Source organism: Streptosporangium sp. NPDC000509, assembly GCF_042898365.1.
GTDB lineage: Bacteria > Actinomycetota > Actinomycetes > Streptosporangiales > Streptosporangiaceae > Streptosporangium.
Window position 1 is genome coordinate 82,262 of record NZ_JBIAYX010000014.1, and the last position, 26,898, is coordinate 109,159.

At 70.1% G+C, this 26,898-nt stretch carries 25 protein-coding genes; 20 read left to right on the forward strand and 5 right to left on the reverse strand.

Annotation, left to right across the window (positions count from 1 at the left end; all coding sequences use genetic code 11):
• Positions 1–141 precede the first annotated feature (141 nt).
• The 6 genes from ACFY3D_RS25160 to ACFY3D_RS25185 all read left to right on the forward strand — a co-directional run bounded on the left by ACFY3D_RS25160 (position 142) and on the right by ACFY3D_RS25185 (position 5,641).
• On the forward strand, positions 142–1,314 hold the full coding sequence (locus tag ACFY3D_RS25160) for a branched-chain amino acid ABC transporter substrate-binding protein (protein ID WP_362922739.1): 1,173 nt from the start codon (positions 142–144) through the stop codon (positions 1,312–1,314).
• Complete coding sequence (locus ACFY3D_RS25165) at positions 1,311–2,204, forward strand: branched-chain amino acid ABC transporter permease (RefSeq protein ID WP_389983306.1); 894 nt, start codon at positions 1,311–1,313, stop codon at positions 2,202–2,204. The genes ACFY3D_RS25160 and ACFY3D_RS25165 overlap by 4 nt, the downstream gene beginning before the upstream one ends.
• Positions 2,201–3,208 carry a branched-chain amino acid ABC transporter permease gene (locus ACFY3D_RS25170; protein ID WP_389775640.1) on the forward strand — a complete coding sequence of 336 codons (1,008 nt, stop codon included), beginning with the start codon at positions 2,201–2,203 and terminating at the stop codon, positions 3,206–3,208. The genes ACFY3D_RS25165 and ACFY3D_RS25170 overlap by 4 nt, the downstream gene beginning before the upstream one ends.
• The gene (locus tag ACFY3D_RS25175; protein ID WP_389983309.1) at positions 3,205–4,092 is read left to right on the forward strand and encodes an ABC transporter ATP-binding protein; all 888 of its coding nucleotides are present in this window, start codon (positions 3,205–3,207) and stop codon (positions 4,090–4,092) included. The genes ACFY3D_RS25170 and ACFY3D_RS25175 overlap by 4 nt, the downstream gene beginning before the upstream one ends.
• Entirely contained in the window at positions 4,085–4,810 is a 726-nt protein-coding gene (locus ACFY3D_RS25180; RefSeq protein WP_389983312.1) for an ABC transporter ATP-binding protein, read from the forward strand. The genes ACFY3D_RS25175 and ACFY3D_RS25180 overlap by 8 nt, the downstream gene beginning before the upstream one ends.
• Positions 4,811–4,948: 138 nt before the next feature.
• Complete coding sequence (locus ACFY3D_RS25185) at positions 4,949–5,641, forward strand: GntR family transcriptional regulator (protein ID WP_389983316.1); 693 nt, start codon at positions 4,949–4,951, stop codon at positions 5,639–5,641.
• 216 nt (positions 5,642–5,857) lie between these two features.
• Here the strand turns inward: ACFY3D_RS25185 and ACFY3D_RS25190 are convergent, their stop codons facing one another.
• The 4 genes from ACFY3D_RS25190 to ACFY3D_RS25205 form a co-directional block, all read right to left on the reverse strand.
• Positions 5,858–6,775 (reverse strand): DMT family transporter, encoded by a 918-nt coding sequence (locus ACFY3D_RS25190; RefSeq protein ID WP_389983319.1) that lies wholly within the window; start codon positions 6,773–6,775, stop codon positions 5,858–5,860.
• 229 nt (positions 6,776–7,004) lie between these two features.
• Positions 7,005–8,432 carry a glycosyltransferase family 39 protein gene (locus ACFY3D_RS25195; RefSeq protein ID WP_389983322.1) on the reverse strand — a complete coding sequence of 476 codons (1,428 nt, stop codon included), beginning with the start codon at positions 8,430–8,432 and terminating at the stop codon, positions 7,005–7,007.
• Positions 8,433–8,611: 179 nt separating this feature from the next.
• The gene (locus tag ACFY3D_RS25200; RefSeq protein ID WP_389983325.1) at positions 8,612–9,379 is read right to left on the reverse strand and encodes an ABC transporter permease; all 768 of its coding nucleotides are present in this window, start codon (positions 9,377–9,379) and stop codon (positions 8,612–8,614) included.
• Between the two features lie 160 nt (positions 9,380–9,539).
• Positions 9,540–10,448 (reverse strand): ABC transporter ATP-binding protein, encoded by a 909-nt coding sequence (locus ACFY3D_RS25205; protein WP_350947745.1) that lies wholly within the window; start codon positions 10,446–10,448, stop codon positions 9,540–9,542.
• 240 nt (positions 10,449–10,688) lie between these two features.
• Here ACFY3D_RS25205 and ACFY3D_RS25210 point away from each other — a divergent pair, with 240 nt between their 5' ends.
• The 10 genes from ACFY3D_RS25210 to ACFY3D_RS25255 all read left to right on the forward strand — a co-directional run bounded on the left by ACFY3D_RS25210 (position 10,689) and on the right by ACFY3D_RS25255 (position 20,689).
• Positions 10,689–11,921: a multidrug effflux MFS transporter gene (locus tag ACFY3D_RS25210; protein ID WP_362897319.1), complete on the forward strand. Its 1,233-nt coding sequence runs from the start codon at positions 10,689–10,691 to the stop codon at positions 11,919–11,921.
• 105 nt (positions 11,922–12,026) lie between these two features.
• Positions 12,027–12,806 carry a helix-turn-helix transcriptional regulator gene (locus ACFY3D_RS25215; protein ID WP_389983673.1) on the forward strand — a complete coding sequence of 260 codons (780 nt, stop codon included), beginning with the start codon at positions 12,027–12,029 and terminating at the stop codon, positions 12,804–12,806.
• Positions 12,803–14,215: a Fe-S cluster assembly protein SufB gene (gene sufB, locus ACFY3D_RS25220; protein ID WP_344920891.1), complete on the forward strand. Its 1,413-nt coding sequence runs from the start codon at positions 12,803–12,805 to the stop codon at positions 14,213–14,215. The genes ACFY3D_RS25215 and sufB overlap by 4 nt, the downstream gene beginning before the upstream one ends.
• Entirely contained in the window at positions 14,215–15,336 is a 1,122-nt protein-coding gene (gene sufD / locus ACFY3D_RS25225) for a Fe-S cluster assembly protein SufD (protein WP_389983330.1), read from the forward strand. The genes sufB and sufD overlap by 1 nt, the downstream gene beginning before the upstream one ends.
• The gene (locus ACFY3D_RS25230) at positions 15,333–15,650 is read left to right on the forward strand and encodes a non-heme iron oxygenase ferredoxin subunit (protein WP_350947742.1); all 318 of its coding nucleotides are present in this window, start codon (positions 15,333–15,335) and stop codon (positions 15,648–15,650) included. The genes sufD and ACFY3D_RS25230 overlap by 4 nt, the downstream gene beginning before the upstream one ends.
• Position 15,651: 1 nt before the next feature.
• On the forward strand, positions 15,652–16,422 hold the full coding sequence (gene sufC / locus ACFY3D_RS25235; protein WP_386207977.1) for a Fe-S cluster assembly ATPase SufC: 771 nt from the start codon (positions 15,652–15,654) through the stop codon (positions 16,420–16,422).
• Positions 16,422–17,681, forward strand: a complete 1,260-nt coding sequence (locus tag ACFY3D_RS25240) for a cysteine desulfurase (RefSeq protein ID WP_362897317.1) — start codon at positions 16,422–16,424, stop codon at positions 17,679–17,681. Before sufC ends, ACFY3D_RS25240 begins: the two co-directional genes overlap by 1 nt.
• A 118-nt stretch (positions 17,682–17,799) precedes the next feature.
• The gene (gene sufU, locus ACFY3D_RS25245) at positions 17,800–18,237 is read left to right on the forward strand and encodes a Fe-S cluster assembly sulfur transfer protein SufU (RefSeq protein ID WP_350947740.1); all 438 of its coding nucleotides are present in this window, start codon (positions 17,800–17,802) and stop codon (positions 18,235–18,237) included.
• The gene (locus ACFY3D_RS25250) at positions 18,234–18,629 is read left to right on the forward strand and encodes a metal-sulfur cluster assembly factor (RefSeq protein ID WP_350947739.1); all 396 of its coding nucleotides are present in this window, start codon (positions 18,234–18,236) and stop codon (positions 18,627–18,629) included. Before sufU ends, ACFY3D_RS25250 begins: the two co-directional genes overlap by 4 nt.
• Positions 18,630–18,997: 368 nt before the next feature.
• Positions 18,998–20,689, forward strand: a complete 1,692-nt coding sequence (locus tag ACFY3D_RS25255) for a DEAD/DEAH box helicase (RefSeq protein ID WP_362897315.1) — start codon at positions 18,998–19,000, stop codon at positions 20,687–20,689.
• 252 nt (positions 20,690–20,941) lie between these two features.
• Here the strand turns inward: ACFY3D_RS25255 and ACFY3D_RS25260 are convergent, their stop codons facing one another.
• Positions 20,942–21,970, reverse strand: a complete 1,029-nt coding sequence (locus ACFY3D_RS25260) for a LacI family DNA-binding transcriptional regulator (protein ID WP_389983335.1) — start codon at positions 21,968–21,970, stop codon at positions 20,942–20,944.
• 164 nt (positions 21,971–22,134) lie between these two features.
• Here ACFY3D_RS25260 and ACFY3D_RS25265 point away from each other — a divergent pair, with 164 nt between their 5' ends.
• The 4 genes from ACFY3D_RS25265 to ACFY3D_RS25280 all read left to right on the forward strand — a co-directional run bounded on the left by ACFY3D_RS25265 (position 22,135) and on the right by ACFY3D_RS25280 (position 26,886).
• Positions 22,135–23,916 (forward strand): ABC transporter substrate-binding protein, encoded by a 1,782-nt coding sequence (locus ACFY3D_RS25265; protein WP_389983338.1) that lies wholly within the window; start codon positions 22,135–22,137, stop codon positions 23,914–23,916.
• Between the two features lie 130 nt (positions 23,917–24,046).
• Positions 24,047–25,042 (forward strand): ABC transporter permease, encoded by a 996-nt coding sequence (locus ACFY3D_RS25270; RefSeq protein WP_350947735.1) that lies wholly within the window; start codon positions 24,047–24,049, stop codon positions 25,040–25,042.
• Positions 25,039–25,944, forward strand: coding sequence for an ABC transporter permease (locus ACFY3D_RS25275; protein ID WP_389983341.1), 906 nt, complete (start codon positions 25,039–25,041; stop codon positions 25,942–25,944). Before ACFY3D_RS25270 ends, ACFY3D_RS25275 begins: the two co-directional genes overlap by 4 nt.
• Positions 25,945–26,886 (forward strand): ABC transporter ATP-binding protein, encoded by a 942-nt coding sequence (locus ACFY3D_RS25280; RefSeq protein WP_362922730.1) that lies wholly within the window; start codon positions 25,945–25,947, stop codon positions 26,884–26,886.
• Positions 26,887–26,898: the final 12 nt, after the last annotated feature.

The following is a 26,898-nucleotide window of genomic DNA, read 5'->3' on the forward strand; positions in this document are numbered from 1 at the left end:
CCGCCTTTTCCGGCGCTCCTCACGTCGGGTCCCGCATCGCGGGGAAACGGCGTCTCAACGTTAACGGTCTTGTTTCGGCCCTTGACGTGTCCTTGCATTACACGTGCAATATCACACATCACTAGATGTGAGGAGCCGCACATGCGTGCCACCCCCCTGAAGTGCTTCACGTCGCTGGCCGTCCTCGGTCTCCTGGTCACCGGATGCGGCCAGGGGCTGCTCGGTGACGGAGGCGCGGGCCAGGCGACCGCGGAGAAGGACGAGCCGATCGTCCTCGGCATGCTGATCCCGCAGTCGGGCAGCGAGGCCGCGATCGGCCCCTACATGAGCAACGCGGCGCAGCTCGCGATCGACGAGATCAACGCCAAGGGCGGTGTGCTCGGCCGACGGCTGGAGCTGAAGACCGCCGACGACGCCTGCGACGCCCAGTCCGCGGCGGCGGGCGCGAACAAGCTGGTCACCGAGGGGATCGACGTCTCGGTGGGCGGCTACTGCTCCGGTGCGACGCTCCCCACCCTGCCGATCTTCGGCAAGGCGGGGATCCCGATGATCATCCCGGCCGCCAACTCCCAGGAGCTGGTCGACCAGAAGCTCAAGCACGTCTTCCTGATCAACGGCACGGGCTCCCAGCAGGCCGCGGCCGCGGAGAAGTGGATCACCAAGCAGGGTTCCAAGAGCGTCGCGCTCATGCACGACAACACCAGCTACTCCAAGGACATCGCGCTGCGCACCCAGGCACTCCTGGAGGCCCCCGGCGGAGCCGAGGCCGTGATCACCGAGGCGGTCACCCCGAAGGAGAGCGACTACAGCGCCAACATCACCAACGTGCTGGCCAAGAAGCCCGACTTCGTCTACTGGACCGGCTACTTCCAGGAGGGCGGCCTGATCGCGCGTCAGCTCCGGCAGGCCGGATACAAGGACTCCATCATGGTGGGCGACGGCTCGGTCTCCCCCAAGCTGGTCGAGATCGCCGGAGACGAGGCCGCCGAGGGCCTGTACGCGACGATGACCCAGACGCCCGACACCCTCCAGGGCGCCGAGGGCTGGATCGAGGCGTACCAGAAGAAGTACTCCTCCGAGCCGGGCCCGTACTCCAACCAGGCCTACGACGCGGTGCGGCTCGCCGCCGAGGCGGTCACCAAGGCGGGCGCCACCGACGGCGACAAGGTCATCGCGGCGCTTGAGGCGATCGACGGCTTCTCGATGTTCTCCGGGCCGCTGAAGTTCACCCCCGAGCACACCCTGGCGAACGGCGGCTTCCAGATCCTCGTCGTCAAGGACGACAAGTTCGCCCTGCAGGACGCCCTTAAATGACGCAGCTCGTCTGGAACGGGCTGTTCGTCGGCTCGTTCTACGCCCTGGTCGCCCTGGGGTACAGCATGGTCTACGGGATCATCAAGCTGCTCAACTTCGCCCACGGCGACCTGTACATGCTCGGCGCGTTCGCCGGTTTCGCCATCCTCGGCGCGGTCGGCGGCGTGTCCTCCTCGATGGCACTGCCGCTGCTGCTCGCGGTGCTCCTGGCGACCATGCTCGCCACCGGCCTGGCCGGGGTGGCCCTGGAGCGGATCGCCTACCGCCCGCTCCGCCGCGCCCCGAGGCTGTCCCTGTTGATCACCGCGGTCGGGGCCTCCTTCGCGCTGGAGTACGGGATGCGCGCGGTGGCCGGGGCCGACCCGCGGGTCTACCCGGTACGGCTGGGCGGCACCTCGCTGGAGATCCTCGGGGCCCGGCTCACCGTGCAGCAGATCGTCCTGATCGGCGTGGCGGTGCTCCTCATGGCCGGGCTCAACCTGCTGGTCACCCGCACCCGCGAGGGCAGGGCGATGCGGGCCATCGCGCTGGACCCGCGCACCAGCGCGCTGATGGGCATCGACGTCAACGCGGTGATCTCCCGCACCTTCTTCATCGGCTCGGCGCTCGCGGGGGCCGCGGGCGTGATGGCCGGTGCCTACTACGGCAAGATCGATTTCATGATGGGCTTCCTGATCGGGCTCAAGGCCTTCACGGCGGCCGTCATCGGGGGCATCGGCAACATCCCGGGCACGATGCTCGGCGGTCTGCTGCTCGGGCTGCTGGAGTCGTTCGGCACGTTCTGGCTGGGCGGTGAGTGGCGTGACGTGTTCGCCTTCGGGGTGCTGATCCTGTTCCTGACGGTGCGGCCCACCGGCCTGCTCGGCGAGCGCGTCACGGAGCGGGTATGACCGGGACCGCCGGACCCACCGGGCCTGCCGGGCCCGCGGGAGCCACGACGACCAAGGTCCGCCGCCTCGGCACCGACTCACCGCCCAGCAGGGCGTCGAAGCTGATGCAGAACCGGTGGGCCGGGCTCGCCGGGCTGCTGATCGCGCTGCTGGCGCCCTTCGTCAACGCCACGCCGTACGCGCTGTCGGTCATGACCAGCGCGGCCATCGCCGTGATGCTCGCCGCCGGGCTGAACATCGTGGTCGGCTACTGCGGCCTGCTCGACCTGGGGTACGTCGCCTTCTTCGCGGTCGGCGCCTACACCAGCGGCGTGCTGGCCACCCGCTTCGACCTGCCACTGCCGGCCACGATCCCCGCGGTGCTCGTGGCCACGGTCATCGCGGGGATCGTGATCGGCGCCCCCACCCTGCGCCTGCGCAGCGACTATCTGGCCATCGTCACCCTCGGCTTCGGTGAGATCATCCGGATCACCGCCAACAACCTGGACGTCACCGGTGGCCCCTCGGGGATCTACGGCATCCCGCATCTGGTCGAGAGCCCGGTGCTCTTCTACTACCTCACCGTGGTCGTCGTCTCGCTCGCCGTCCTCGGCGCGGCGCGGCTGGGTCGCTCCCGCCTGGGCAGGGCCTGGCGTTTCGTCCGGGAGGACGAGGACGCCGCCGAGGCGATGGGCGTGCACACCTACCGGGTCAAGCTCGCCGCCTACATCGCGGGCGCGGTCTGGGGCGGCATGGCCGGGGTGCTGTTCGCCGCGCAGCTGTCGGCCATCTCACCGGGCAGCTTCACCTTCCTGTCGTCGGCGCTGGTGCTCATGGCCGTGGTCCTGGGAGGCATGGGATCGACGCCCGGCGTCGTCGTCGGGGCCGTGGTGATCAGCATCCTGCCGGAGATCCTGCGCGACCTCGCCGACTACCGGTTCTTCCTGTTCGGCGTACTGCTCATCGCCTTCATGATCCTGCGGCCGCAGGGGATCTGGCCGGCCCGTTCCAAGGAGGTCCCGTGAGCCTGCTGAACGTGACCGACCTGCGCCTGACCTTCGGCGGGCTGGTGGCGATCGACGGCCTGTCGTTCTCGGTGCGCGAGGCGGAGATCGTCTCCGTGATCGGGCCCAACGGGGCGGGCAAGACGTCGGCGTTCAACTGCGTCACCGGCTTCTACCGGCCGACCTCGGGCCGGATCACCCTGCGCGGCAGGGACCTGCCGGGGCTGCGGCCCTCGGCGATCGCGGGTCTGGGCGTCGCGCGGACCTTCCAGAACCTGCGGCTGTTCGGCGAGCTGTCGGTCCTGGACAACGTACGCGCGGGATCGCACCTGTGGCTGCGCCAGAGCGTCCTGGACGCCCTGCTGCACACCCCGCGCTACCGGCGCTCCGAGCGCGAGTGCACCGAGCAGGCCCATCACTGGCTGGACTTCGTCGGCCTGCGCGGCGACAGGTACGGACAGGCGAGGAACCTTCCCTACGGGGAGCAGCGCCGCACCGAGATCGCCCGTGCCCTCGCCCGGCGCCCCGACCTGCTGCTGCTCGACGAGCCCGCGGCCGGGCTCAACCACGGCGAGAAGGCCGAGATGCTCGACCTGATCCGGCGCATCCAGGCGCTGGGGGTGGCGATCGTGCTCATCGAACACGACATGGGCCTGGTCATGGAGGTCTCGGAACGCGTGGTCGTGCTCAACTTCGGCAGGGAGATCGCCGACGGCCGCCCCGAGGACGTCCGGCGAGATCCGGCCGTCATCGAGGCCTACCTCGGTGGCGACACCTCCGCGAACGACGGGACCGGCGAAGCCACGACCGCGGAGAAGGACGGCGCGGGCGAAGAGGGCACGGGCAAGGACAGCGCGAAAAACAGCGCGACGGGTGACGCGGCCGGGGGAGGCGCCGATGCTTGACATCGACGGGCTGGACGTCCACTACGGCGGCGTACACGCCCTGCGCGGACTGTCCCTCGGCGTCGCCGAAGGCGAGATCGTCGCGCTGCTGGGCAACAACGGCGCGGGCAAGACCACCACGCTCTGCGCGGTCTCGGGACTGCTGCGGCCCAGTGGCGGCAGGGTGCTCTTCGAAGGGAAGGAGATCACCGGGCGGAAACCGCACAGGATCACCGCGCGCGGCCTGGTGCACGTGCCGGAGGGCCGTAGGATCTTCAGCACGCTCAGCGTCCACGAGAACCTCCAGCTGGGCGGTTACCTGGTCCGCGACCAGGCGGAGATCCGCGCGCGGATCGACCGCGTCTACGAACTGCTGCCGCGCCTGGCCGAGCGGCGCGCACAGCAGGGCGGCACGCTGTCGGGCGGTGAGCAGCAGATGCTCGCGATCGGCAGGGCGCTCGTCACGGGCCCTCGGCTGCTGCTGCTCGACGAGCCCTCCATGGGGCTGGCGCCCCTGGTGGTCGCCTCGATCATGGAGCTCGTCGCGGGCATCAACGCCCAGGGCACCTCGGTGCTGCTCGTCGAGCAGAACGCCGTCGCCGCCCTCGGGATCGCCCACCGGGGCTACGTGATCGAGAGCGGGGAGTGCGTCCTGGAAGGGCCCGCCGCCGAGCTGCGCCGGGACCCCCGGGTGGTCGAGGCCTACCTCGGCGGAACCGGGGGGAGCGAACGCGGGTGACCGGCGGATCCGCCGTCGGCGCCGTACCCCGCGGATCGGCCCCCGGGTGTTCGGAGGCAGGCGGATGGCCTGGGAGGATGGGAGGGTGGCGGGTTCCGCCGATCAGGCGTGGACGTGAGCGACGCGAGAGGCTCCGGTATGGCTCCTAGGGCGGACGGCCGGCTCGACCTGCCGCCCGTGAGCGAGCGGCAGAGCCTGCGGGAGCAGGTGGCCCACGCGCTCAGGGCGGCCCTGATCACCGGTGAGATGAGGCCGGGCATGGTCTACTCTGCCCCGGTGCTCGCCGCCCAGTTCGGCGTCTCGGCGACCCCGGTGCGCGAGGCCATGCTCGACCTGGCCAAGGAGGGCCTGGTCGAGGCGGTACGCAACAAGGGCTTCCGGGTCACGGAGCTGTCCGACAGGGATCTGGACGAGCTGACCGAGATCCGCAGGCTCATCGAGGTGCCCACGGTGGCCCAGCTGGCCGACGCCGGGCGCGCACCGAGCTTCGAGACACTGCGCCCGCTCGCCCAGGCGATCGTCGACGCCGCCGAGCGTGGCGACCTGCTCGCGTACGTCGACGCCGACATCCGCTTCCACCTGGACCTGCTCGCCCTGGCGGGCAACTCCCGCCTCGTGGAGGTGGTGCGCGACCTGCGCAACCGGGCCCGTCTGTACGGACTGTCCTCCCTGCACCGGCAAGGCGCCCTCGCCGACTCCGCCCGAGAGCACCTCACGCTGCTCGCGCTGCTGTCGGAGGGTGACGCGAGCGGTGCCGAGCGGCTGATGCGCGACCACATCCGGCACGTCCGCGGCATCTGGGCGAGCCGGCCGAAGCAGCCCGGGAATTGACATCCTCCCCCTCGTGAACGCGGGGGATCCGCGGTCGCCCGTGAGGGTTCCCGCCTCATTCCGGTGGCCCGCCCGAGAGGATTCTCGTCGAGGCATCGCACCGGCTCCACCGGCGTCTCACCTCTGTGCCGGGGCCATGGTCCGGAGAAGTGTCGGGGCGGGTCGGAAGGGTCGTGGGGGCGCCGTCACCGAATCGGTGGCGTGGGACCCGAGAGTTCAGCCGGTGCTGCGGGTGGCACCGACGCTGGCGATGACCACGCAGCCGATGGCGGCCCACTCGCGCATCTGGAGCACCTCGCCCAGGATCAGCAGCGCGGCCAGCGCGGCCATCGCGGGCTCCAGGCTCATCAGGATGCCGAAGACCCGTTTGGGCATCCTGCGCAGCGCCTCCAGCTCGATCGAGTAGGGGATGACCGACGACAGCAGTCCCACCCCGAGCCCGATCAGCAGCAGCTCGGGCTGGAGCAGGTCGGCGCCACCCGAGGCGATCCCGACGGGGGCGACCAGCAGGCAGGAGACGATCATCGCCAGGGTGAGGCCGCTCGTTCCGGGGAAGCGCCGGCCGACCGAGGCCGACAACAGGATGTAGCCGGCCCAGCAGACCGCCGCCACCAGGGCGAAGGCGATCCCGGCCCAGCTGATCCTGGAGGCGGTCCCGCCCCACGGGGCGAGCAGCACCACGCCCGATCCGGCGAGCACCACCCAGAACAGGTCGAGGCGGCGGCGCGAGGCCGCCACCGCGACGCCGAGCGGGCCGAGGAACTCGATCGCCACCGCGATGCCCATCGGCAGCCGGGCCAGCGCCTCGTAGAACGACAGGTTCATCACGCCCAGCGTCACGCCGAACGCCACCCCGGCGCCGATGTCCGCCCTGGACAGGCCGCGCAACCGGGGTCTGACGACCGCTCCCAGGATCAGGGCACCCGTCGCGATCCGCAGGAACACCACGGCGCTCGGCGGCAGCTGGGAGAACAGGTCCTTGGCCAGGCTCGCGCCCACCTGCACCGACAGGATGGCCAGCAGCACCAGACCGGACGGCGGGATGGCGTCGGAGGCCGCTCTCAGCAGCGTTCCGGGCCTGGGCAGCCTCGGCTTGTACGGCTCGGCGGGCCCGTGCAGGGCATCGGCGGTCATGACTCTCCTTGGTCATGTGCAAAACAACATATGACACCTTACTTGTCGAGGTCGTCGTTTTCACGGCTGTCCGTGATGTGAGACGGCACCTGATCGGTGGTGGGCGTGGGCGTGAGACGACCCCGTGGAGGGGTTTCCGGCGGTTCGCCCTCCGCCGGAAGGACGCTCCTATGGTTCGTCAGGCGACGAGCCAGACCTCACCGGGAGGCGTTCACCTCCATCCTCACTGTCAGGGAAGGGGAGTCTCGCCGGTCGTGCGGCGTCCGGCGTCCGGCGCGCGGGTGTAGAGCGCGACGGTCATGCCGGGTACCCGACCCGTCCGCCAGGACCTGGCCCGGACGAACCCCTCCTTGACCAGGGTGATCACCCGGCCGACGCGCGAGGCCGCCTCCGACCCGCCCCGCCAGATCACCCAGACCCGCTCGCGCCCGGCCACGGCGGCGGCCACGTCGGAGCGCTCCGGGTAACCGAAGGAGTGGGACAGGGGCGCGGGCCCGGCGAGCAGCACGTCGTCGGGCAGCCCTTTACCGCCGTGCCGCGTCCGGTCGTAGTAGCGAAAGCCCTCGCGCAGGGAGGAACGTCCGTAGAGGAGGGCGTCCCCCGGCCGGCCCTCGCTCGCGAGGATCCGTACCGCCCGGGGGAAGTTCTCGTGGTGCCCGTCCTCCCCGCGCAGGTCCAGCTGGCCGGGGAGCCCGGCCGCCAGGACGCCCGCCAGCGCGATCCCGGTGACCAGGTGAGGCAGCGCGGCGAGGACGAGCCCGGCGAGCAGCGCGTACGCGGGCACCGTCGCGAACAGGTAGCGGTCGACGTAGACCGGCGAGACCAGGTGGGACAGGGCGAACAGCAGCAGGGGCGGCAGAATCGCCCAGGAGCCGAGCAGGACGATCCAGAGCCGGTCGGCGCCGTGTCTCCGGCCCAGGAACGGAGCGGCGGCGGCGACGGTGAGTACCACGCACCCGGCCAGGGCGGTGCCCCCGGCCATCTTGGGCAGGGCGAGGAACACGTCGGGTCCCGGCAGGGTGATCCAGCTGATCGCGTGCCGCTCGGCGAAGCCGACCGCCGTCCAGACGGCCCCCGGGACGCAGCCCACGGCCATGCAGGCGAGCACCCTGGGCAGGACGCCCCGCCCGTACGACCCGACCGCGAGCAGGTGGGCGGCGAGGACGAGCAACGCGAACACCTGCGTGCAGCCCAGCAGCGCGACGGCGGCCGCGTACCTCCACCAGGCGCCGCGCCGTCCCGGCTCCTCGATCGCCCGGTACAGCGTCCAGGTGGCCAGGACCGCGGCGGCGGCGGCGAACGCGTAGGGGCGGATGTTCTGCCCGTGGTAGGAGACCGAGGGCAGGAAGACGTAGACGGCGGCGGCGGCCAGTCCGGCGGGCTGCGAGCTCAGCCGGCGGCCCAGGTCGGCGATGAGCGCGGTGGCCGCGCCGGTCGCGAGCGCCGAGGGCAGGCGCATCCACCACTCGGCCTGCCCGAACTCCAGCCACAGGTGCATGAAGGCGTAGTAGGGCAGGAAGTGCCCGTCGATGTGCTGGGCCAGCTCCCAGAGTCCCGCGGCGCCGCGGCGGGCCGCGCTGAGAGTGGCGAGTTCGTCCCCCGACTGGGAGACCGTGGACGAGCCCGCGACGGAGACAAGCGTGGCAACGATCCCCATGGCCAGAGTTGGCCAGATTCGCCCCGTATGTCGTGTCGCCGGACGGGATGAAGATCGCGTTCCGGTAATGATCACCTGGAGGATGGTAGATCTTGGCGATCATTCTGGTTGATCTTTTGCGGTGATAGGTGGAGAAATTCCCGATTTAGGCGATCCCTGGTCACCGGTTTCCGGGCGGGTCACTCCCAGCGGAACGTCCGGGAGGTGAGGAAGAGCGACACAGCCGCCCACGCCGCGAGGATCGCCACGGCGGCGATCGGTGCTCCCGTGCCGTCGCTCAGGACCGCGCGGAGCCCTCCGGTCAGCGCCGAGATCGGCAGCAGCTCCAGCACCGGCCGCACCGCCTCGGGAAACCTCGCCAGCGGGAAGGCGACCCCGCCGCAGGCGAGCAGGAGCAGGTAGACGAGGTTCGCCGCGGCGAGCGTGGCCTCGGCGCGCAGCGTCCCCGCCATCAGCAGGCCGAGCCCGCTGAACGCGGCGGTGCCCAGCACGATGAGCGCCAGGACCGCGAGCGGCGAGCCCGTGGGGTGCCAGCCCAGGGCGAGCGCCACCGCGCAGATGACCGTCACCTGGACGACCTCCACCGCGATCACCGCGAGCGTCTTGGACAGCATCAGCCCGGTCCGCGACAGCGGGGTCGCGCCCAGCCGCTTCAGCACGCCGTAGCGGCGCTCGAAGCCCGTCGCGATGGCCTGCCCGGTGAAGGCGGTGGACATCACGGCGAGCGCGAGCACGCCGGGGGTCATGAAGTCGATCCGGGAACCGCCGCCCACGTCGATGATCGGGGCGGAGGAGAGGCCGACGAGCAGCAGCACCGGGATGATCATCGTGAGCAGCAGCTGCTCGCCGTTGCGGAGCATCGCCCGGATCTCCGCTCCCGCCTGGGCCGCCACCATCCGGCCCAGCGGCGCGGCTCCGGGGGCCGGCGTGAGGTCCAGGGTCGTCATGGGGCTCTCCTGCGGTCTGGTGCGCGCTCAGGTTCGGGCCGCGCCCGGACGCGTGAGGGGTGGCGAAGGGGGTGTGAAGGTGTCACCGGGGCGGAGGGCTCCGGGGGCGTCGCCGGGACGGTGGTTCCGACGGTGCGTTCGACGGTGGGTTTCGAGGGCGTCACCGGAGCTCACGCCCGGTCAGCTCCAGGAAGACGTCCTCCAGGGTGCGCCGCTCGATGCTGAGGTCGTCGGCGGTCACGCCCTCGGCGGCGCACCAGGTCGTCACCGTGGCCAGGAGACCGGGTACGACCTGCCCCTCGATGATGTAGTGCCCGGCCGGCGACTCCTTGGCCGTGCTGCCGGCGGGCAGGGCGGCGAGCAACTCGTCCAGGCAGAGGCCGGGGCGGGCGCGGAAGCGCAGCTGCCGCTCGGCGCCGGTGAGGGAGGAGGGCGTGCCCTCGGCGACGACCCTGCCGCGGTCGATGATCACGATCTGGTCGGAGAGTCTCTCCGCCTCGTCCATGTGGTGGGTGGTGAGCACCACCGAGACCCCGCTGGAACGCAGGTCCTTCACCAGCTCCCAGCAGGCGTGCCTGGCCTGCGGGTCCAGGCCCGCGGTCGGCTCGTCGAGGAAGACCAGCTCCGGGCGGCCGATGACCGCTCCGGCCAGCGACAGGCGCTGCTGCTGGCCGCCGGAGAGCCTGCGGTACGGGGTGCGGGCGTGCTCGCTCAGCCCCAGCCGTTCCAGCAGCGCCGCGGGGTCGAGCGGGTGGGCGTGGAAGCGGGCCATCAGCCGCAGCCACTGCCCGCAGCGGGACGCGGGGGGAACGCCGCCCGCCTGGAGCATCACCCCGACCCTGGCCCGCAGTTCCGGCCTCGACGGGTCGAGCCCGAGCACCCGCACGGTGCCGCCGTCGGCCCGGCGGAACCCCTCGCAGATCTCCAGGGTGGAGGTCTTGCCGGCCCCGTTGGGGCCCAGCACCGCGGTGACCGCGCCGCGGGCGGCGTTGAAGGTCAGGCCGTCGATCGCGGTCGTCCCGCCGTATCTTTTGACCAGGTCGACGATCTCGACGGCTGGGGAGTCCATGGCCACGAGTTTAGGGACCGTGCCCGCCGGTCACGCTCCCGGACCACGCGTCCGCGGCCGCCGGGAACCCGTTTCCCGCGCGGCGCCCGGCCGGCCTCCGTTCACACCTAAAGGTTTTTTCGAGGAAATTTCCGAAAAGCAGGAATTCGGATGACCGGTTGTTGGTTGGGACGCTTCGGCCCCTGTGGGCCGTCATCGCCCGTCAGTGGGGGCGTAGCCTGCGAAAAAGGGGATACGGGTATGACCGCGGCCGCCGTCGAGCCGGAGGTGGCGCCGATCGTACGGCGCAGGGGACTGTTGCTCGCCATCCTGGGAGCGCTGTCGGCGGTCGGCCCTCTCGCGATCGACATGTACCTTCCCGCCTTCCCCTCCATCGCCGCCGACCTGGGCAGCGGGCAGGCACAGGTGCAGCTCACCCTCACCGCCTGCCTCATCGGATTCTCGGTCGGGCAGGTCATCGCGGGCCCGATCAGCGACACGCGCGGACGCCGGGGTCCGCTCCTGATCGGCATCGCCGCCTACGCCGCGGCCTCCCTGCTGTGCGCCTTCTCGCCCTCGGTGTACGGGCTGGTCGGCTTCCGCCTGCTCCAGGGCATCGCGGGCGGCGCCGCGCTGGTGATCGTCCGCGCGATCGTCCGCGACCTGTACGAGGGGGCGGCCATCGCCCGCATCTTCGCCACCCTCATGCTGGTGACCGGCCTCGCCCCGATCCTCGCCCCGATCGCGGGCGCGCAACTGCTCGCCCACACCTCCTGGCGGGGGGTGTTCGTCGCGTTGAGCGTCGCGGGCCTGCTGCTGCTGGTCTTCGCGCTGTCCGGGGTACGCGAGACGCTTCCCGCCGAGCGGCGTGAGAGGGGCGGGCTCAGGCACACCCTCACCACCTTCTGGCACCTGCTCCGCGACCGCCCCTTCATGGCCGCGACCCTCGCCGGAGGGCTGAACTTCGCGGCCATGTTCGCCTACATCTCCGGGTCGCCCTTCGTGCTCCAGGACGTCTACGGCACCTCGGCGCAGACCTTCTCGCTGGTGTTCGGGCTGAACGCGCTGGGCCTGACCATCGCCGCCCAGGTCGGCGGGCGCCTCGCCGGGCGCCTGGACCCGGCCCGGCTCATCCTCGCCGGGCTGTTCCTGGGCGTGGCCGGAGCCGCCGGGGTGCTCGCCGCGGCCCTGTTCCACCTGCCGCTGCCGGTGCTGGTCACCGCGCTGTTCACGATGATGTGCGGGGCGGGCCTCGTCCTGCCGGGCAGCGGCGCGCTCGCCCTGGCCGGTCAGCCCGCGCGGATCGCCGGGAGCGCGGCCGCGCTGACGGGCGTGCTGCAGTTCGCGCTCGGCGCCGTCGCCGCACCGCTGGTGGGGCTGGGCGGGGAGGGATCCGCACTGCCGATGGCCGTCGTGCTGGCCGGTTTCACCCTCGCCGCGCTCGCCGCCTTCGCCGGGCTGCGTGGGACCGCGCGGAGCGTTTCTCCAGCTTAGGTAAGCCTTACCTGCGTGATGAACCACATTCCGGACGACCGTACATCGGGTTTGTAACTCGGGAAGCAATTACGGCACACTGATGTTGTGAAATACGTGACCGGGATGCAGGACACCGAGGGAGCCGCCGTCGCGCGGCCCTCCGGCGTGTCCGCCGAGCGCAGCACGCGAGCGCGTGTCGCCCGGCTCATCCTGGAACACGGGCCCATCACCGCCGCCGCCCTCGGCGAGCGGCTCGGCCTCACCCCCGCCGCCGTCCGCAGGCATCTCGACGCCCTGCTGGCCGAGGGGATGGCCGAGGCCCGCACCGCGAGGCCGCGAGGTCAGCGCGGGCGCGGGCGACCGGCGAAGCTGTTCGCGATAACCGACGCCGGCCGCAGCGCCTTCGAGCACGCCTACGACGGCCTCGCCGGGAGCGCGCTGCGCTTCCTGGCCGAGCGCGTGGGTCCCGAGGCCGTGGCCGAGTTCGCCCACTCCCAGGTGGTCGGCCTGGTCGACCGCCTGAGACCGAGGATGAGCGAGGTCCCCGCCGACCAGCGGGTCCGTGTCCTCGCCGAGGCGCTGTCGGCCGACGGCTACGCCGCCTCGGCGAGCAAGGCGAGCCTCGGCGGCGAGCAGCTGTGCCAGCACCACTGCCCGGTCGCGCACGTGGCCGCGGAGTTCCCGCAGCTGTGCGAGGCCGAGACGGAGGCGTTCGCGCGCATCCTCGGCACCCCCGTGCAGCGGCTCGCGACCATCGCCCACGGCGACGGCGTGTGCACCACGCACGTCAGCCCTCACAGAGCACCGGGGCCGGGCGCAGGAGACTCCCCGGCACCCGATCCGGCGCGATCGCCGGCAATCCACGAAACGATCGACACATCGAGCAAGGAGACCGGAAGGTGACTGTCACCGACCGCCCGGAGCTGGAAGGCCTCGGGAATTACAAGTTCGGCTGGGCCGACTCGGACGCCGCGGGAGCGACGGCCCGGCGTGGCCTGTCCGAAGAGGTCGTCCGCAACATCTCCGCGCTGAAGAGCGAGCCGGAGTGGATGCTGGACCTTCGTCTGAAGGGGCTGCGCCTTTTCGGCAAGAAGCCCATGCCCAACTGGGGTTCCGACCTCAGCGGCATCGACTTCGACAACATCAAGTACTTCGTGCGCTCGACGGAGAAGCAGGCCGCCTCCTGGGAGGACCTGCCGGAAGACATCAAGAGCACCTACGACAAGCTCGGCATCCCCGAGGCGGAGAAGCAGCGCCTGGTCGCCGGCGTCGCCGCCCAGTACGAGTCCGAGGTGGTCTACCACAAGATCCGTGAGGACCTTGAGGAGAAGGGTGTCATCTTCGTCGACACCGACACCGCCCTCAAGGAGCACGAGGAGATCTTCAAGGAGTACTTCGGGACCGTGATCCCCGTCGGCGACAACAAGTTCGCCGCGCTGAACACGGCCACCTGGAGCGGCGGCAGCTTCATCTACGTGCCGCCGAACGTCAACGTGGAGATCCCGCTCCAGGCCTACTTCCGGATCAACACCGAGAACATGGGCCAGTTCGAGCGGACCCTGATCATCGTGGACGAGAACTCCTACGTCCACTACGTCGAGGGCTGCACCGCGCCGATCTACTCCTCCGACTCGCTTCACAGCGCCGTCGTGGAGATCATCGTGAAGAAGGGCGCGCGCTGCCGTTACACGACCATCCAGAACTGGTCGAACAACGTCTACAACCTCGTCACCAAGCGCGCCGTGGCGTACGAGGGCGCGACCATGGAGTGGGTCGACGGCAACATCGGCTCCAAGGTCACCATGAAGTACCCGGCCGTCTACCTCATGGGTGAGCACGCCAAGGGCGAGACCCTCAGCGTCGCCTTCGCCGGTGAGGGCCAGCACCAGGACGCCGGGGCCAAGATGGTGCACCTCGCGCCGAACACCAGCTCCTCGGTGATCTCCAAGTCCGTCGCCCGCGGCGGCGGCCGCACCTCCTACCGCGGCCTGGTCCAGATCGAGGAGGGCGCTCACGGCAGCGCCAGCACCGTCAAGTGCGACGCGCTCCTCGTCGACCAGATCAGCCGCTCCGACACCTACCCCTACGTGGACGTGCGCGAGGACGACGTCTCCATGGGGCACGAGGCCACCGTCTCCAAGGTCTCCGACGACCAGCTCTTCTACCTGATGAGCCGCGGTCTGGGCGAGGACGAGGCGATGGCGATGATCGTCCGGGGCTTCGTGGAGCCGATCGCCCGCGAGCTCCCGATGGAGTACGCCCTGGAGCTGAACCGCCTGATCGAGCTGCAGATGGAAGGGGCCGTCGGCTGATGGGTCTCGACACAGGAAAGCCCCTGTCGACCCTCCACGAGAAGGCCTCGTACGACGTGGCCGACTTCGAGGTACCGACCGGCAGGGAGGAGGAGTGGCGCTTCACCCCGCTCTCCCGGCTCAAGGGTCTGCACGAGGGCGCCGCGGCCTCGGCGAACGTGGTCGTGCACGTCGACGCCGCCCCCGAGGTCACCGTGGAGACCGTCGGCCGCGACGACGAGCGGGTCGGTAAGGCCTACGTGCCCGCCGACCGGGTGAGCGCCCAGGCCTACTCCTCCTTCGAGAAGGCCACCGTGCTCACGGTCTCGCGCGAGGCGGTCGCCTCAAAGCCGACCGTGATCACCTTCCTCGGCTCCGGCGAGGGCACCGCGTACGGCCACACGGTCGTGCGGCTGGAGCCGATGGCCGAGGCCGTGGTCGTGCTCGACCACCAGGGCAGTGCCGTCTACGCCGACAACGTCGAGTTCGTCGTGGGCGAGGGCGCCACGCTCAAGGTCGTCAGCCTGCAGGACTGGGCCGACGACGCCGTGCACGTCTCCCACCACCACGCCCTGCTGGCCAAGGACGCGACCTTCCGCGGCTTCGTGGTCACCCTCGGCGGCGACCTGGTCAGGCTGTCACCGTCGGTCGCCTACTCCGGCCCCGGCGGCGACGCCGAGCTGAACGGCCTCTACTTCGTCGACGCCGGCCAGCACCTGGAGCACCGCCTGCTCGTCGACCACTCCAGGCCCGGCTGCCGCAGCAACGTCGACTACCGCGGCGCGCTGCAGGGCACCGACGCCCACGCGGTCTGGATCGGCGACGTCATCATCCGGGTCGAGGCCGAGGGCACCGACACCTATGAGCTCAACCGCAACCTGCTGCTCACCGACGGCGCCCGCGCCGACTCGGTGCCCAACCTGGAGATCCTCACCGGCGAGGTCGCCGGGGCCGGCCACGCCAGCGCCTCGGGCCGTCTCGACGACGAGCACATCTTCTACCTCCAGGCCCGCGGCATCCCCTTCGAGGACGCGCGCCGGCTCGTCATCAGGGGCTTCTTCGCGCAGCTGCTGGAGAAGATCGAGGTTCCCGAGCTTCGCGAGCGGGTGCTCGCCCGGGTCGAGGCGGAGCTTGAGAAGTGACGTTCGAGAAGGTCTGCAAGCTCGCGGACATCCCCGACGAGGGAGTCATCGGCCTTGAGGTCGACGGCACCCCCGTCGCCCTGGTCCGCCAGGGCGAGGAGGTCCACGCGCTGCACGACGTGTGCTCCCACGCCGAGGTGAAACTCAGCGAGGGGGAGGTCTACGACGGCACCCTGGAGTGCTGGCTGCACGGCTCGTGCTTCGACCTGCGCTCGGGCAAGCCCACCGGCCCGCCCGCCAACAAGCCCGTTCCCGTATACCGAGTGAAGATCGACGGCGATGACGTCCTCGTCTCGCTCTCGAAGGAGTCATAAAGTGTCTGACACGAGCCGAGTCCCCTCGGGGTCCACCCTGGAGATCCGCGACCTGCACGTCACCGTCGCCGACAAGGAGATCCTGCGCGGCGTGAACCTGACCGTGCGGGCCGGCGAGACCCACGCCATCATGGGTCCCAACGGCTCGGGCAAGTCCACGCTCGCGTACGCGATCGCGGGCCACCCCAAGTACACCATCACGAGCGGCCAGGTCCTGCTCGACGGGGTCGACCTGCTGGAGCTCACGGTCGACGAGCGCGCCCGCGCCGGTCTGTTCCTCGCGATGCAGTATCCGGTCGAGGTCCCCGGCGTCAGCGTTTCCAACTTCCTGCGCACCGCCGTCACCTCCATCCGCGGCGAGGCTCCCAAGCTCCGCGAGTTCGCCAAGGACCTCAAGTCCGGCATGGACGCCCTGTCCATCGACGCGGCCTTCGCCCAGCGCAACGTGAACGAGGGCTTCTCCGGCGGTGAGAAGAAGCGCCACGAGATCCTTCAGCTGGAGCTGCTCAAGCCGAAGATCGCCGTCCTGGACGAGACCGACTCGGGCCTCGACGTCGACGCGCTGCGCGTGGTCTCCGAGGGCATCAACCGCTTCCGCTCCGGCGAGACCGGTGTGCTGCTCATCACCCACTACACCCGCATCCTGCGCTATGTGAAGCCGGACTTCGTCCACGTCTTCTCCGCCGGGCGGATCGTGGAGCAGGGCGGCCCCGAGCTCGCGGAGAAGCTCGAGGCGGAGGGCTACGAGGCCTACACGAAGGCGTCCGCCTGATGGACACCGGCCTTGACGTGGAGAGGATCAGGAAGGATTTCCCCGTCCTCTCCCGTGAGCTTCCCGGCGGCAGGCCGCTGATCTACCTCGACTCGGGAAACTCCGCGCAGAAGCCGACCCAGGTGGTCGAGGCGATGCGCGAGCACATGGCGATGCACTACAGCAACGTCGGCCGGGCCATGCACGTGCTGGGCGCGGAGTCCACCGAGGCGTACGAGAACGCCCGCGACAAGGTCGCCGCCTTCATCGGCGCGCCCGACCGCGACGAGGTCGTCTTCACCAAGAACGCCTCCGAGGCGATCAACCTGGTGGCGTACGCCTTCGGCAACCCCGTCGGCGAGGACCCCCGCTTCCGGCTCGGCCCCGGCGACGAGATCGTCGTCTCGGAGATGGAGCACCACTCCAACATCGTGCCGTGGCAGATGCTCGCGCAGCGCACCGGTGCGACCCTGCGGTGGTTCTCCGTCACCGACTCGGGCCGCCTTGACCTGTCCAACCTCGACGAGCTCGTCACCGAACGCACGAAGATCGTCTCGATCGTGCACCAGTCGAACGTGCTGGGCACGGTGAACCCGGTCGCCCCGGTGCTCGCCAGGGTCCGCGAGGTCGGCGCGCTGATGATGCTCGACGCCTCCCAGTCGGTGCCCCACCAGCAGGTGGACGTGGCCGCGCTGGGCGTCGACTTCCTCGCCTTCACTGGTCACAAGGTCGTCGGCCCCTCGGGGATCGGCGTGCTGTGGGCCCGCGGCGAGTTGCTCGAGGCGATGCCCCCGTTCATGGGCGGCGGCGAGATGATCGAGGCGGTCTGGATGGACCGCTCGACCTACGCGCCCGCGCCGCACAAGTTCGAGGCGGGCACCCCGCCGATCGTCGAGGCCGTCGGCCTCGGCGCCGCGGTCGACTACCTGTCGGAGATCGGGATGGACGCCGTCGTGCGCCACGAGCGCGAGCTCACCGCGTACGCGCTCGGCGCGCTGGGGGAGATCCCCGGGCTGCGGGTGGTCGGCCCGTTGGACCTCGCCGACCGGGGCGGTACGGTCTCCTTCACCCTGGAGGGGATTCACCCGCACGACGTCGGGCAGATCTTGGATGACAACTTCGGGGTGGCCGTGCGGGTGGGACACCACTGCGCCCGCCCGCTCCACCTCAGGTTCGGGATTCCCGCGACCACGCGGGCGTCCTTCTACCTCTACAACACACCGGCCGAGATCGACGCACTGGTCCGCGGCCTCCACCACGTGCGGAAGGTGTTCGCCTAGCCATGCCCGAGCAGTCGAGACGGCGTCCGGGCGGACGGCGGGCGGCGGACGCCCGCCGCACGGCGTCCGGCGACGCACGAGCGCACGGCGCAGCGAACGAGAAGGTGAGCACGACCCTATGATCGCCGAGTCCATGTACCAGGAGTTGATCCTGGAGCACTACAAGCACCCGCAGGGGAGGGGGCTCCGCGATCCGTACGACGCCGAGGTCCACCACGTGAACCCGACGTGCGGTGACGAGATCACCATGCGCGTGAAGCTGGGCGACGGCGGCAAGGTCGAGGACGTCTCCTACGACGGGCAGGGCTGTTCCATCAGCCAGGCCGCGGCCTCCGTGCTGCACGAGCTGGCCACCGGCTCGACCGTCGACGAGACCCTCGGTGTCGTGGAGGAGTTCACCCGGCTCATGCAGGGCAGGGGAAAGATCGAGGCGGACGAGGACGTGCTGGGCGACGCCGTCGCCTTCGCCGGGGTCGCCAAGTTCCCCGCCCGGGTGAAGTGCGCGCTACTGGCGTGGATGGCCTACAAGGACGCGGTCGTGAGGAGCACCAAATGAGCAAGGCTGTAGAGACCCCCACCACGGCGTACGACGGTGACGCCACCCATGACGAGGTCATGGAGGCGCTCAAGGACGTCGTGGACCCCGAGCTCGGCATCAACGTCGTCGACCTGGGCCTGATCTACGGGCTCCACCTGGACGCCGCCGAGGGGGCCGGTGAGGGCGCCGAGGGCGGCGAGGGGGCCGCCCTGCCGGTCGCCACCATCGACATGACGCTGACCAGCGCGGCCTGCCCGCTGACCGACGTCATCGAGGACCAGGCGCACTCGGCCCTGGAGGGCATGGTCTCCGACGTCAAGATCAACTGGGTGTGGCTCCCGCCGTGGGGCCCTGACAAGATCAGCGATGAGGGTCGCGAGCAGCTCCGCATGCTGGGTTTCAACGTCTGAGCGGCGCTTCGTGGCACGGCTCGCACCCCCTCGGTTCGGGCTGTGGCCAATTGTGTGAGAGGATTTCCGAGGCCGGGAAGAAAAACCCGGCCTCGGAGTGTTGACTCCAACCGACGGACAAGCGGCCGGCCCATGCCGGACGCCCCGACCGAACCCGGCACTGCGAACGCCGGGTATGCTTGATCGTGGTTTGACTGCGTGCGGGTAAGCTAGACCCGCCCCGTGCGGTGCGCCTCGACTTGCACCGCACTACCGCCCTTCATGTGGGTGTTGATCCAGCGCGGCCTCAGGCCGTGCGTTCCAGGCTCGTCCTTTCGCAGAAGTGACGTGCCCCGTTCTTCTATCGAAAGGCACGAGTCTTCGTGACCATGCTTGACGCTGTTCTGCCCGAAATCACCGACATCACCGAGATTTCCCAGGCCCCCGCAGGTCCGTCCGAGTTCACCCTCCTCGGTCTGCCGAAGCCGCTGGTGACCGGTCTCTCCCGTGCGGGCATCGACAGTCCCTTCCCCATCCAGCGGGCCACGATCCCCGACATTCTCGCCGGTCACGACGTTCTCGGCCGTGGCCAGACCGGCTCCGGCAAGACGCTCGCCTTCGGTCTGCCCATGATGTCCCGCATCGCCGGCGCCAAGGCCCGTCCGGGCCACCCCCTCGCCGTCGTCCTGGTGCCGACCCGCGAGCTCGCCATGCAGGTGACCGACGCCCTCGAGCCGCTCGGCCGCGGCCTGTCGCTGCGGATGAAGACCGTTGTCGGCGGCATGTCCATGGGCCGCCAGATCGAGGCACTGCGCCGCGGCGTCGAGGTCATCGTCGCCACGCCGGGCCGTCTCACCGACCTCATGCAGCAGGGTGAGTGCATGCTGGACGAGGTCCAGGTGACGATCCTCGACGAGGCCGACCACATGTGCGACCTCGGTTTCTTCCCGGTCGTCAGCGCGATCCTGCAGCAGACCCCGGCAGACAGCCAGCGCCTGCTGTTCTCGGCCACCCTCGACGGCGACGTCGACAAGCTGGTCCGCCGCTTCCTCACCAACCCGGTGACCCACTCCATGGCTCCGGCCGCCTCCTCGGTCGACACCATGGAGCACCACGTGCTGGAGGTGCACCGCGACGACAAGTTCCCGGTGACCGCCGAGATCGCGAACCGCGAGGGCCGGACCATCATCTTCGTGCGCACCCAGCACGGGGTCGACCGGCTGTGCAAGCAGCTCGCCCAGGTCGGCATCCGCGCCGGCGGCCTGCACGGCGGCAAGCGCCAGAACCAGCGCACCCGCATCCTTGCCGAGTTCAAGGAAGGCGCGATCAACGTCCTGGTCTGCACGGACGTCGCGGCCCGAGGCATCCACGTCGACAACATCAGCCTCGTGCTGCACGTCGACCCGCCCCAGGACCACAAGAGCTACCTGCACCGCGGTGGCCGTACCGCCCGCGCCGGGGAGAAGGGCACCGTCATGACGCTGGTGCTCCCCAACGAGCGCCGCTCCACCGACGCGATGACCCGCCGCGCGGGCATCAAGCCGTTCCGTCTCAAGGCGACCCCGGGCCACCCGCGCCTGGAGGAGGTCGCCGGCGCGCGGATGCCCAGCGGCGAGCCGATCCCGGTCTGGGAGCCCTCGGCACCGGCCGCCAAGCAGCGTCAGGGACGCGGTGGCTTCGGTGGCAACGGTGGTGGGCGTGGCCCGCGCCGCTTCCGCTCCGACCGTCCCGCCCACGGTGGCGAGGGCCAGTCGTCCCGTGAGCGTTCCTTCGGTGACGACAACCGTGGTGCCTCCGGCGGCGGCCAGTACCGTTCCGAGCGCCCCGCCGGTGGCGGCTACCGTTCCGAGCGTCCCTCGGGCGGCGGTTTCCGCTCCGAGCGTCCCGCCGGCGGCTACCGCGGTGGCGAGCGGCGCGAGCCGTTCCGCGCCGACCGTCCGGCTTCGGCCGGCGGTCACCGTTCCGAGCGTCCGGCCGGCGAGCGCGAGTCGTTCCGCGGCGAGCGCCAGGGCGGCTTCCGCGGCGGGGAGTTCCGCGCCGACGGTCGCGGCTCCTCCGCACGCGGCCGCTACGGGCGCTGATCATCAAGTAGCACCTGAGGGCTTCACCGCGAGCCCCTGAAGGGCCGGTACGACATCCGTCGTACCGGCCCTTTCCCTGTCGCCGGGCGGGGTGGCGCCGCTGGATCCTGTGCGGGAAGGGCGACGGGCGTGTCTTCGCGGCGAGCACGGGCTTCGAACGCGCCGAGGTATGTCGAGGTATGGAGCGTCCGGCGCCGCTCGTCATGCTGACCAGGCGCTGAGAAGAGCTCGCGGCCCCGACGTGGAGGTCGCTCAGCGGGCCTCGGAGGGCGGGGGAGCGGTGCTGGCCCTGGGGGTGAGGCGGGCGGTCTCGTCCTCGTACGGGCCCTCCTCCTCCCCGGCCTCCCCGGTGACGAGGGCGAGGAGCCTGCGGGCGGCGTGGGCGCCGTAGGCGGAGATGTCCCGGCTCAGGGCGGTGAGCGGCGGGCGGACGACGCGGGAGAGGGGGGAGTCGTCCCAGGCGACGATGGACAGGTCGTCCGGCACATCCAGGCGCAGGTCCTGGGCGGCCGACAGCCCGGCGACGGCCATGATGTCGTTGTCGTAGACGATCGCGGTGGGCCGGTCGGCGGAGCTGAGCAGTCGCCGGGTGGCGCGGGCTCCCTCCTCGCCGGTGTAGTCGGTGTGCACGGTCACGTGCTCGGCGACGCCTTCGCAGGCCTGGGCGAAGGCACGGTCGCGTAGCACGGTGTGGAGCAGGCGTGGCAGCCCGGCGACCCTCGCGATCCTGCGGTGGCCGAGCGCGACGAGATATCCCACCGTCTCGTGAACGGCGCCGTCGTCGTCGGACCAGACGGAGACCAGCGACCCGGCCCCCGACGGATGACCGACCACCACGGAGGGCAGGTCCAGCGCCTCGAACTCGGGGACGCGCGGGTCGTCCACGTGCAGGTCGACCAGGATGGCGCCGTCGATGCGGCCTTCCGCCCACCAGCGCCGGTAGATCGAGACCTCCTGCCTGTGGTCGGTGACCACCTGCAGCGTGAGCGCGTAAGAACGGGCCGACAGTTCGCTCTCGATGCCGCTGATCAGCTCCATGAAGAAGGGCTCCATGCCGAGGGTGCGGGCCGGGCGGCACAGGGCGAGGCCCACGGTGTGGGCCCGCGCACCGTTCAGGGCGCGGGCCGCGCTGTTGGGGCGCCAGCCGATCTCCTCGGCGATCGCCAGGATCCTGGCGCGGGTGCTCTCCGAGACGCCGGGCTGCCCGTTGAGGGCGTACGAGACCGCGCCCTTGGAGACCCCGGCCTGTCTGGCGACATCCGTGATCGTCGGTCTTCTCATGTCACTCCCCCCGATCGGGGTGATTGTAACTGAACCGGTCCAGTCGCCTATTGACAGTGCCGACACATTGACTTTACGGTCACGTTACTTATCCGGTTCAGCCAGCGCATGCGGTCGCGTCTAGATCGGTTGGGAGCGCTCCCATGCTGGAGAGGAGACTGTCGATGCGGATTCGACGAAGGTTCGCGATCCTCGGGATGGCGGCCTGCATGGTCGCGACCGGGTGCACCGGAGGATCCACGACGCCGTCCGCCCCGAGCGCGGCGCCGCAGGGTTCCGGCGCCGCGGCCCCGTCCGGCGGTGCGGGTGGTGCGGGCGACGCGAACGCCGCGTTCCCCCGCAACGAGACCCTGTACACCAGTGGCACCCAGTGGGGTCCCCCCGCGAACTGGAACCCGTTGCGGACCTGGGACTCGGCCGTCGGCACCAAGGGGCTCATCTACGAGACCCTGTTCCTGTACGACCCCCAGACGGACGAGTTCACCCCCTGGCTGGCCGAGAGCGGCACCTGGACGGACGACAAGACCTACGACCTCAAGATCAGGCAGGGGGTCACCTGGGCCGACGGCAAGCCGTTCACCGTCGACGACGTGGTCTTCACGGTCGAGCTCGGCAAGATGAAGACCATCCCCTACGCCAACCTGTGGGACTGGCTGGAGAAGGTCGAGGCGGTCGACCAGAGCACGGTCAGGTTCACCTTCTCCAAGGCCAACTACCAGCAGTGGGCCAACTGGGTCTACGGCAACGCGATCGTCCCCAAGCACATCTGGGAGGGCCGCTCCGAGGAGGAGGTGCTGAACGGCGTCAACGAGAAGCCGGTCGGCACCGGGCCGTACGCCTACCACAGCCACGACCAGGACCGGATGGCCCTGGTCAAGCGGGACGGCTGGTGGGCCACCGCCGCGCTGGGCAAGGACGTCAAGCCCAAGTACGTCGTCGACATCGTCAACTCCAGCAACGAGGTCGCGATGGGCCTGCTGCTGCAGAAGGGCCTGGACCTCAGCAACAACTTCCTGCCCGGGGTGGCCAACCTGGTCAAGGGCAACTTCGGTATCAAGACCTACTATCCGGAACCGCCCTACATGCTCTCGGCCAACACCGCCTTCCTGGTGCCCAACACCAAGAAGAAGCCGCTGGACGATCCCGCCTTCCGCAAGGCGATCGCCAACTCCGTCGACACCAAGAAGATCGTCGAGGGTGTCTACGGCAACCTGGTCAAGGCGGCCGGCCCCACCGGGCTGCTGCCCCAGTGGGACAAGTACGTCGACCAGGCCGTGGTGAGCGAGAAGGGCTTCTCCTTCGACACCAAGAAGGCGAAGAAGCTGCTGGCCGACGCCGGATACAAGGACGGCGACGGCGACGGGTTCGTGGAGAACAAGGACGGCTCCAAGGTCTCGCTGAAGGTCATCGTCCCGGCGGGGTGGACCGACTGGATGGAGGCGAGCCGGGTGATCGCCGAGGGCGCCAAGGCGGCCGGGATCGACCTCACCCCCGAGTTCCCCGACTACAACGCGCTCGTCGACCAGCGCGCGTCCGGCAAGTTCGACCTGCTGCTCAACAACGAGCGGCAGCTGTCCAACACCCCCTGGATGTACTACGACTACATGTTCCGGCTGCCGATCAACAAGCAGCAGAACACCGTCAACTTCGGCCGCTACGAGAACAAGAAGGTCTGGGACCTGGTCCAGGATCTCGACGGCAAGAAGGCCGACGACCTCGAGGGCATGAAGCAGGTCGCCTCGGAGATCCAGAAGATCCAGCTGGACGATCTGCCGGTGATCCCGCTCTGGTACAACGGCCTGTGGGCGCAGACCAGCAACGCGGTCTGGACCAACTGGCCCTCCTCCGACGCCGCGACGCCCAAGAGCCCGCCGACCATGTGGCGCAACTGGCTTGAGCTGGGCGGGGTGCTCACCCTGACCGAGCTGAAGCCCGCCGGAGGCTGATCCCCGCGATCCTCACCCCCCTTCCCGCGCCGCCCGCCCGGCCCTCGCCCCACTCGGGGCGGGACGACCGGCCGGCCAGGTTCCGTGGCCGCGCGGGGAGGGGCCCATCTCGCCGATTCTGGAGGATCGCGTGCGACGCTATTTCGGCCGGAAGCTGCTCGTGTACGGGCTCACCTTCCTCGTGGCCGTCACGATCAACTGGATGATCCCGCGCTTCATGCCTGGCGACCCGGTCCAGAGCATGCTGGCCAGGGCGAACGTGTCACAGCCCGCCGCCGTGGAGGCGATGCGGGCCCACTACTCGAACCTGTTCGGGCTCGACCTGCCGCTCTGGGAGCAGTACGCCAACTTCTGGGCGGCGCTCTTCCGGGGCGACCTGGGGACCAGCATCTGGCTGTTCCCCACCCCGGTGACCGACGTCATCGTGCGGGCGGTGCCGTACACGCTGGCGTTGCTCATCCCCTCCATCCTGCTCAGCTGGTGGGCGGGCAACAGGTTCGGCGCCTTCGCGGCCAGACGCAAGTGGCTGGACAACACGGCCCTGCCGATCGGGTACGTGCTCACCGCCACGCCCTACATGTGGCTCGCCATCCTGATGGCCTGGGGACTGGGCATCGTGGCCGGGATCTTCCCCGTCTCCGGCGGTTACAGCTTCTCCATGCGGCCCAACTGGTCGTGGGAGTTTCTCGGGAGCCTGGCGCTGCACTGGTTCCTGCCGTTCGTCTCGCTCTTCCTCGTCGCGTTCGGCGGCTGGGCGATCGGGATGCGCAACATGATCATCTATGAGCTGGAGGCCGACTACTCCACCTACCTGTCCTCGCTCGGGGCCTCCCAGCGGCTCATCCGGCGCTACGCGTTCAGGAACGCGGTCCTGCCGCAGATCACCGGCCTGGCGCTGCAACTCGGCGTGCTCGTGGCCGGGGCACTCGTCACCGAGATCGTCTTCTCCTATCCGGGACTGGGGCACCTCATCCTCAAGGCGATCCAGAACCAGGACTTCTTCCTGCTGCAGGGGACCTTCCTGTTCATCGTCGTGGGAGTGCTGATCGCCAACTTCATCATCGACATCGTCTACGTCCTGGTCGACCCGCGTACCAGGACCGGGATGGGAGGGGAGGCCGCGTGACCGCCGTGCCCGCGGACCCGCGCCAGGAGGGGAAGGCCGTCGTGACGGCCGTGCCCGCCAGGCGCCGCGAGGGTCTGTACTTCGCGATGCGCAACGGAAAACTGCTGGCGGGGCTCGCCGTGCTGCTCCCGCTGCTCGTCCTGGCCGTGGCCGCCCCCGTGATCGTCGGGGGCGACCCCAACGCCTACGTCGCCGCCCCCGCCTCGCCGCCCTCGGCCGAGCACTGGTTCGGCACCACCATGTTCGGCCAGGACATCTTCGCCCAGTTCGTCTACGGACTCAGCCTCACCTTCCAGGTGGGGGTGCTCGGCGGCGGGCTGGCCGCGATCATCGGCATGGCGGTCGGTTTCACCGCCGGATACCGGGGCGGGCTGGTCGACGAGGTGCTGAACATGATCACCAACATCGTCCTGGTCCTGCCCGCGCTGGCGGTGCTGCTGATCGTCAACGCCTACCTCGGTGTGCGCAGCGTCGGCGTGCAGGCGCTCTTCATCGGGCTCACCTCCTGGCCCTGGGCGGCGAGGGCGATCAGGGCCCAGACCTTCTCGCTGCGCTCGCGCGACTTCGTGGACCTGGCCAGGCTCAGCGGCGTGCGCACCTGGAAGATCATCGCCAGGGAGATCGCCCCCAACATGAGCTCCTACCTCTTCATGACCTTCATCCTGCTGTTCGGCGGGTCGATCCTGATCGCCGCCTCGCTCGACTTCATCGGGCTCGGCCCGAGCGAGGGCGTCTCGCTCGGCCTGATGCTCAACAACGCGGCTCGCTGGAGCGCCCTTCACCTGGGCATGTGGTGGTGGTTCATCCCGCCGGGGGCCGGGATCACCGCCATCGTCGGAGCCCTCTACGTGATGAACGTCGGCCTCGACGAGGTGTTCAACCCGAAACTGCGGGAGCTGTAGATGACTCTGCGTGTGAACGACCTGCGGGTCCACTACAGGACCCTGCGCGGCGAGGTGAAGGCGCTCGACGGCGTCAGCTTCGACGTCGGCGACGGCGAGATCCTCGGCCTGGCGGGCGAGTCCGGCTGCGGCAAGACGACCCTCGGCAAGAGCCTCATCAGGATGGACGGGCGGATGCGGCTGGCCGGGGGCGGGGTCGAGCTGGACGGCGAGGAGCTGCCGATCGGTGACGACCGCCGGATGAACCCCTTCCGCTTCAGCCGGGTCTCCCTCATCCCGCAGTACTCCATGAGCGCGCTGAACCCCACCAGGAAGATCGGCCGGATGGTCACCGAGCTGCTCGCCTCCCGGGGCGAACGCCTCGACGTCGCCGAGCTGGAGCGACGCCTGGACCTGGTCGAGCTGCCCCGCGACGTCCTGGATCGCTACCCGATCGAGCTGTCGGGCGGGATGAAGCAGCGGATGGTGATGGTCGTCTCCACCCTGCTCGACCCGTCCCTGCTCATCGCCGACGAGATCACCTCCGCGCTCGACGTGTCGACCCAGAAGGCCGTGGCCAGGACCCTGGTGGAGTTCAGGGACCGGGGCTTCGTGCGCAGCATGATCTTCATCACCCACGACATCTCGCTCACCTACCAGATCGCCGACACGATCATGGTCATGTACGCGGGAAGGCTGGCCGAGAAGGCGCCGGCGGGTGTGATCGTCGGTGAGCCGCGCCATCCGTACACCCGGATGCTGATCTCCTCGCTGCCCGAGGTCGGTGTCCGCCACGCCGAGCGCAGGCTGTCGGGCATCCCCGGCAGACCGCCCTCACTGCTCGACCCGCCCTCGGGCTGCCGCTTCAGGGACCGCTGCCCGCTCGCCTTCGAGCGGTGCGCGGAGGACCCACCGCCGGTCGAGGTCACCCCCGGCCATCACGTCGCCTGCTGGAAGGCCTGACCCGAAGGATTC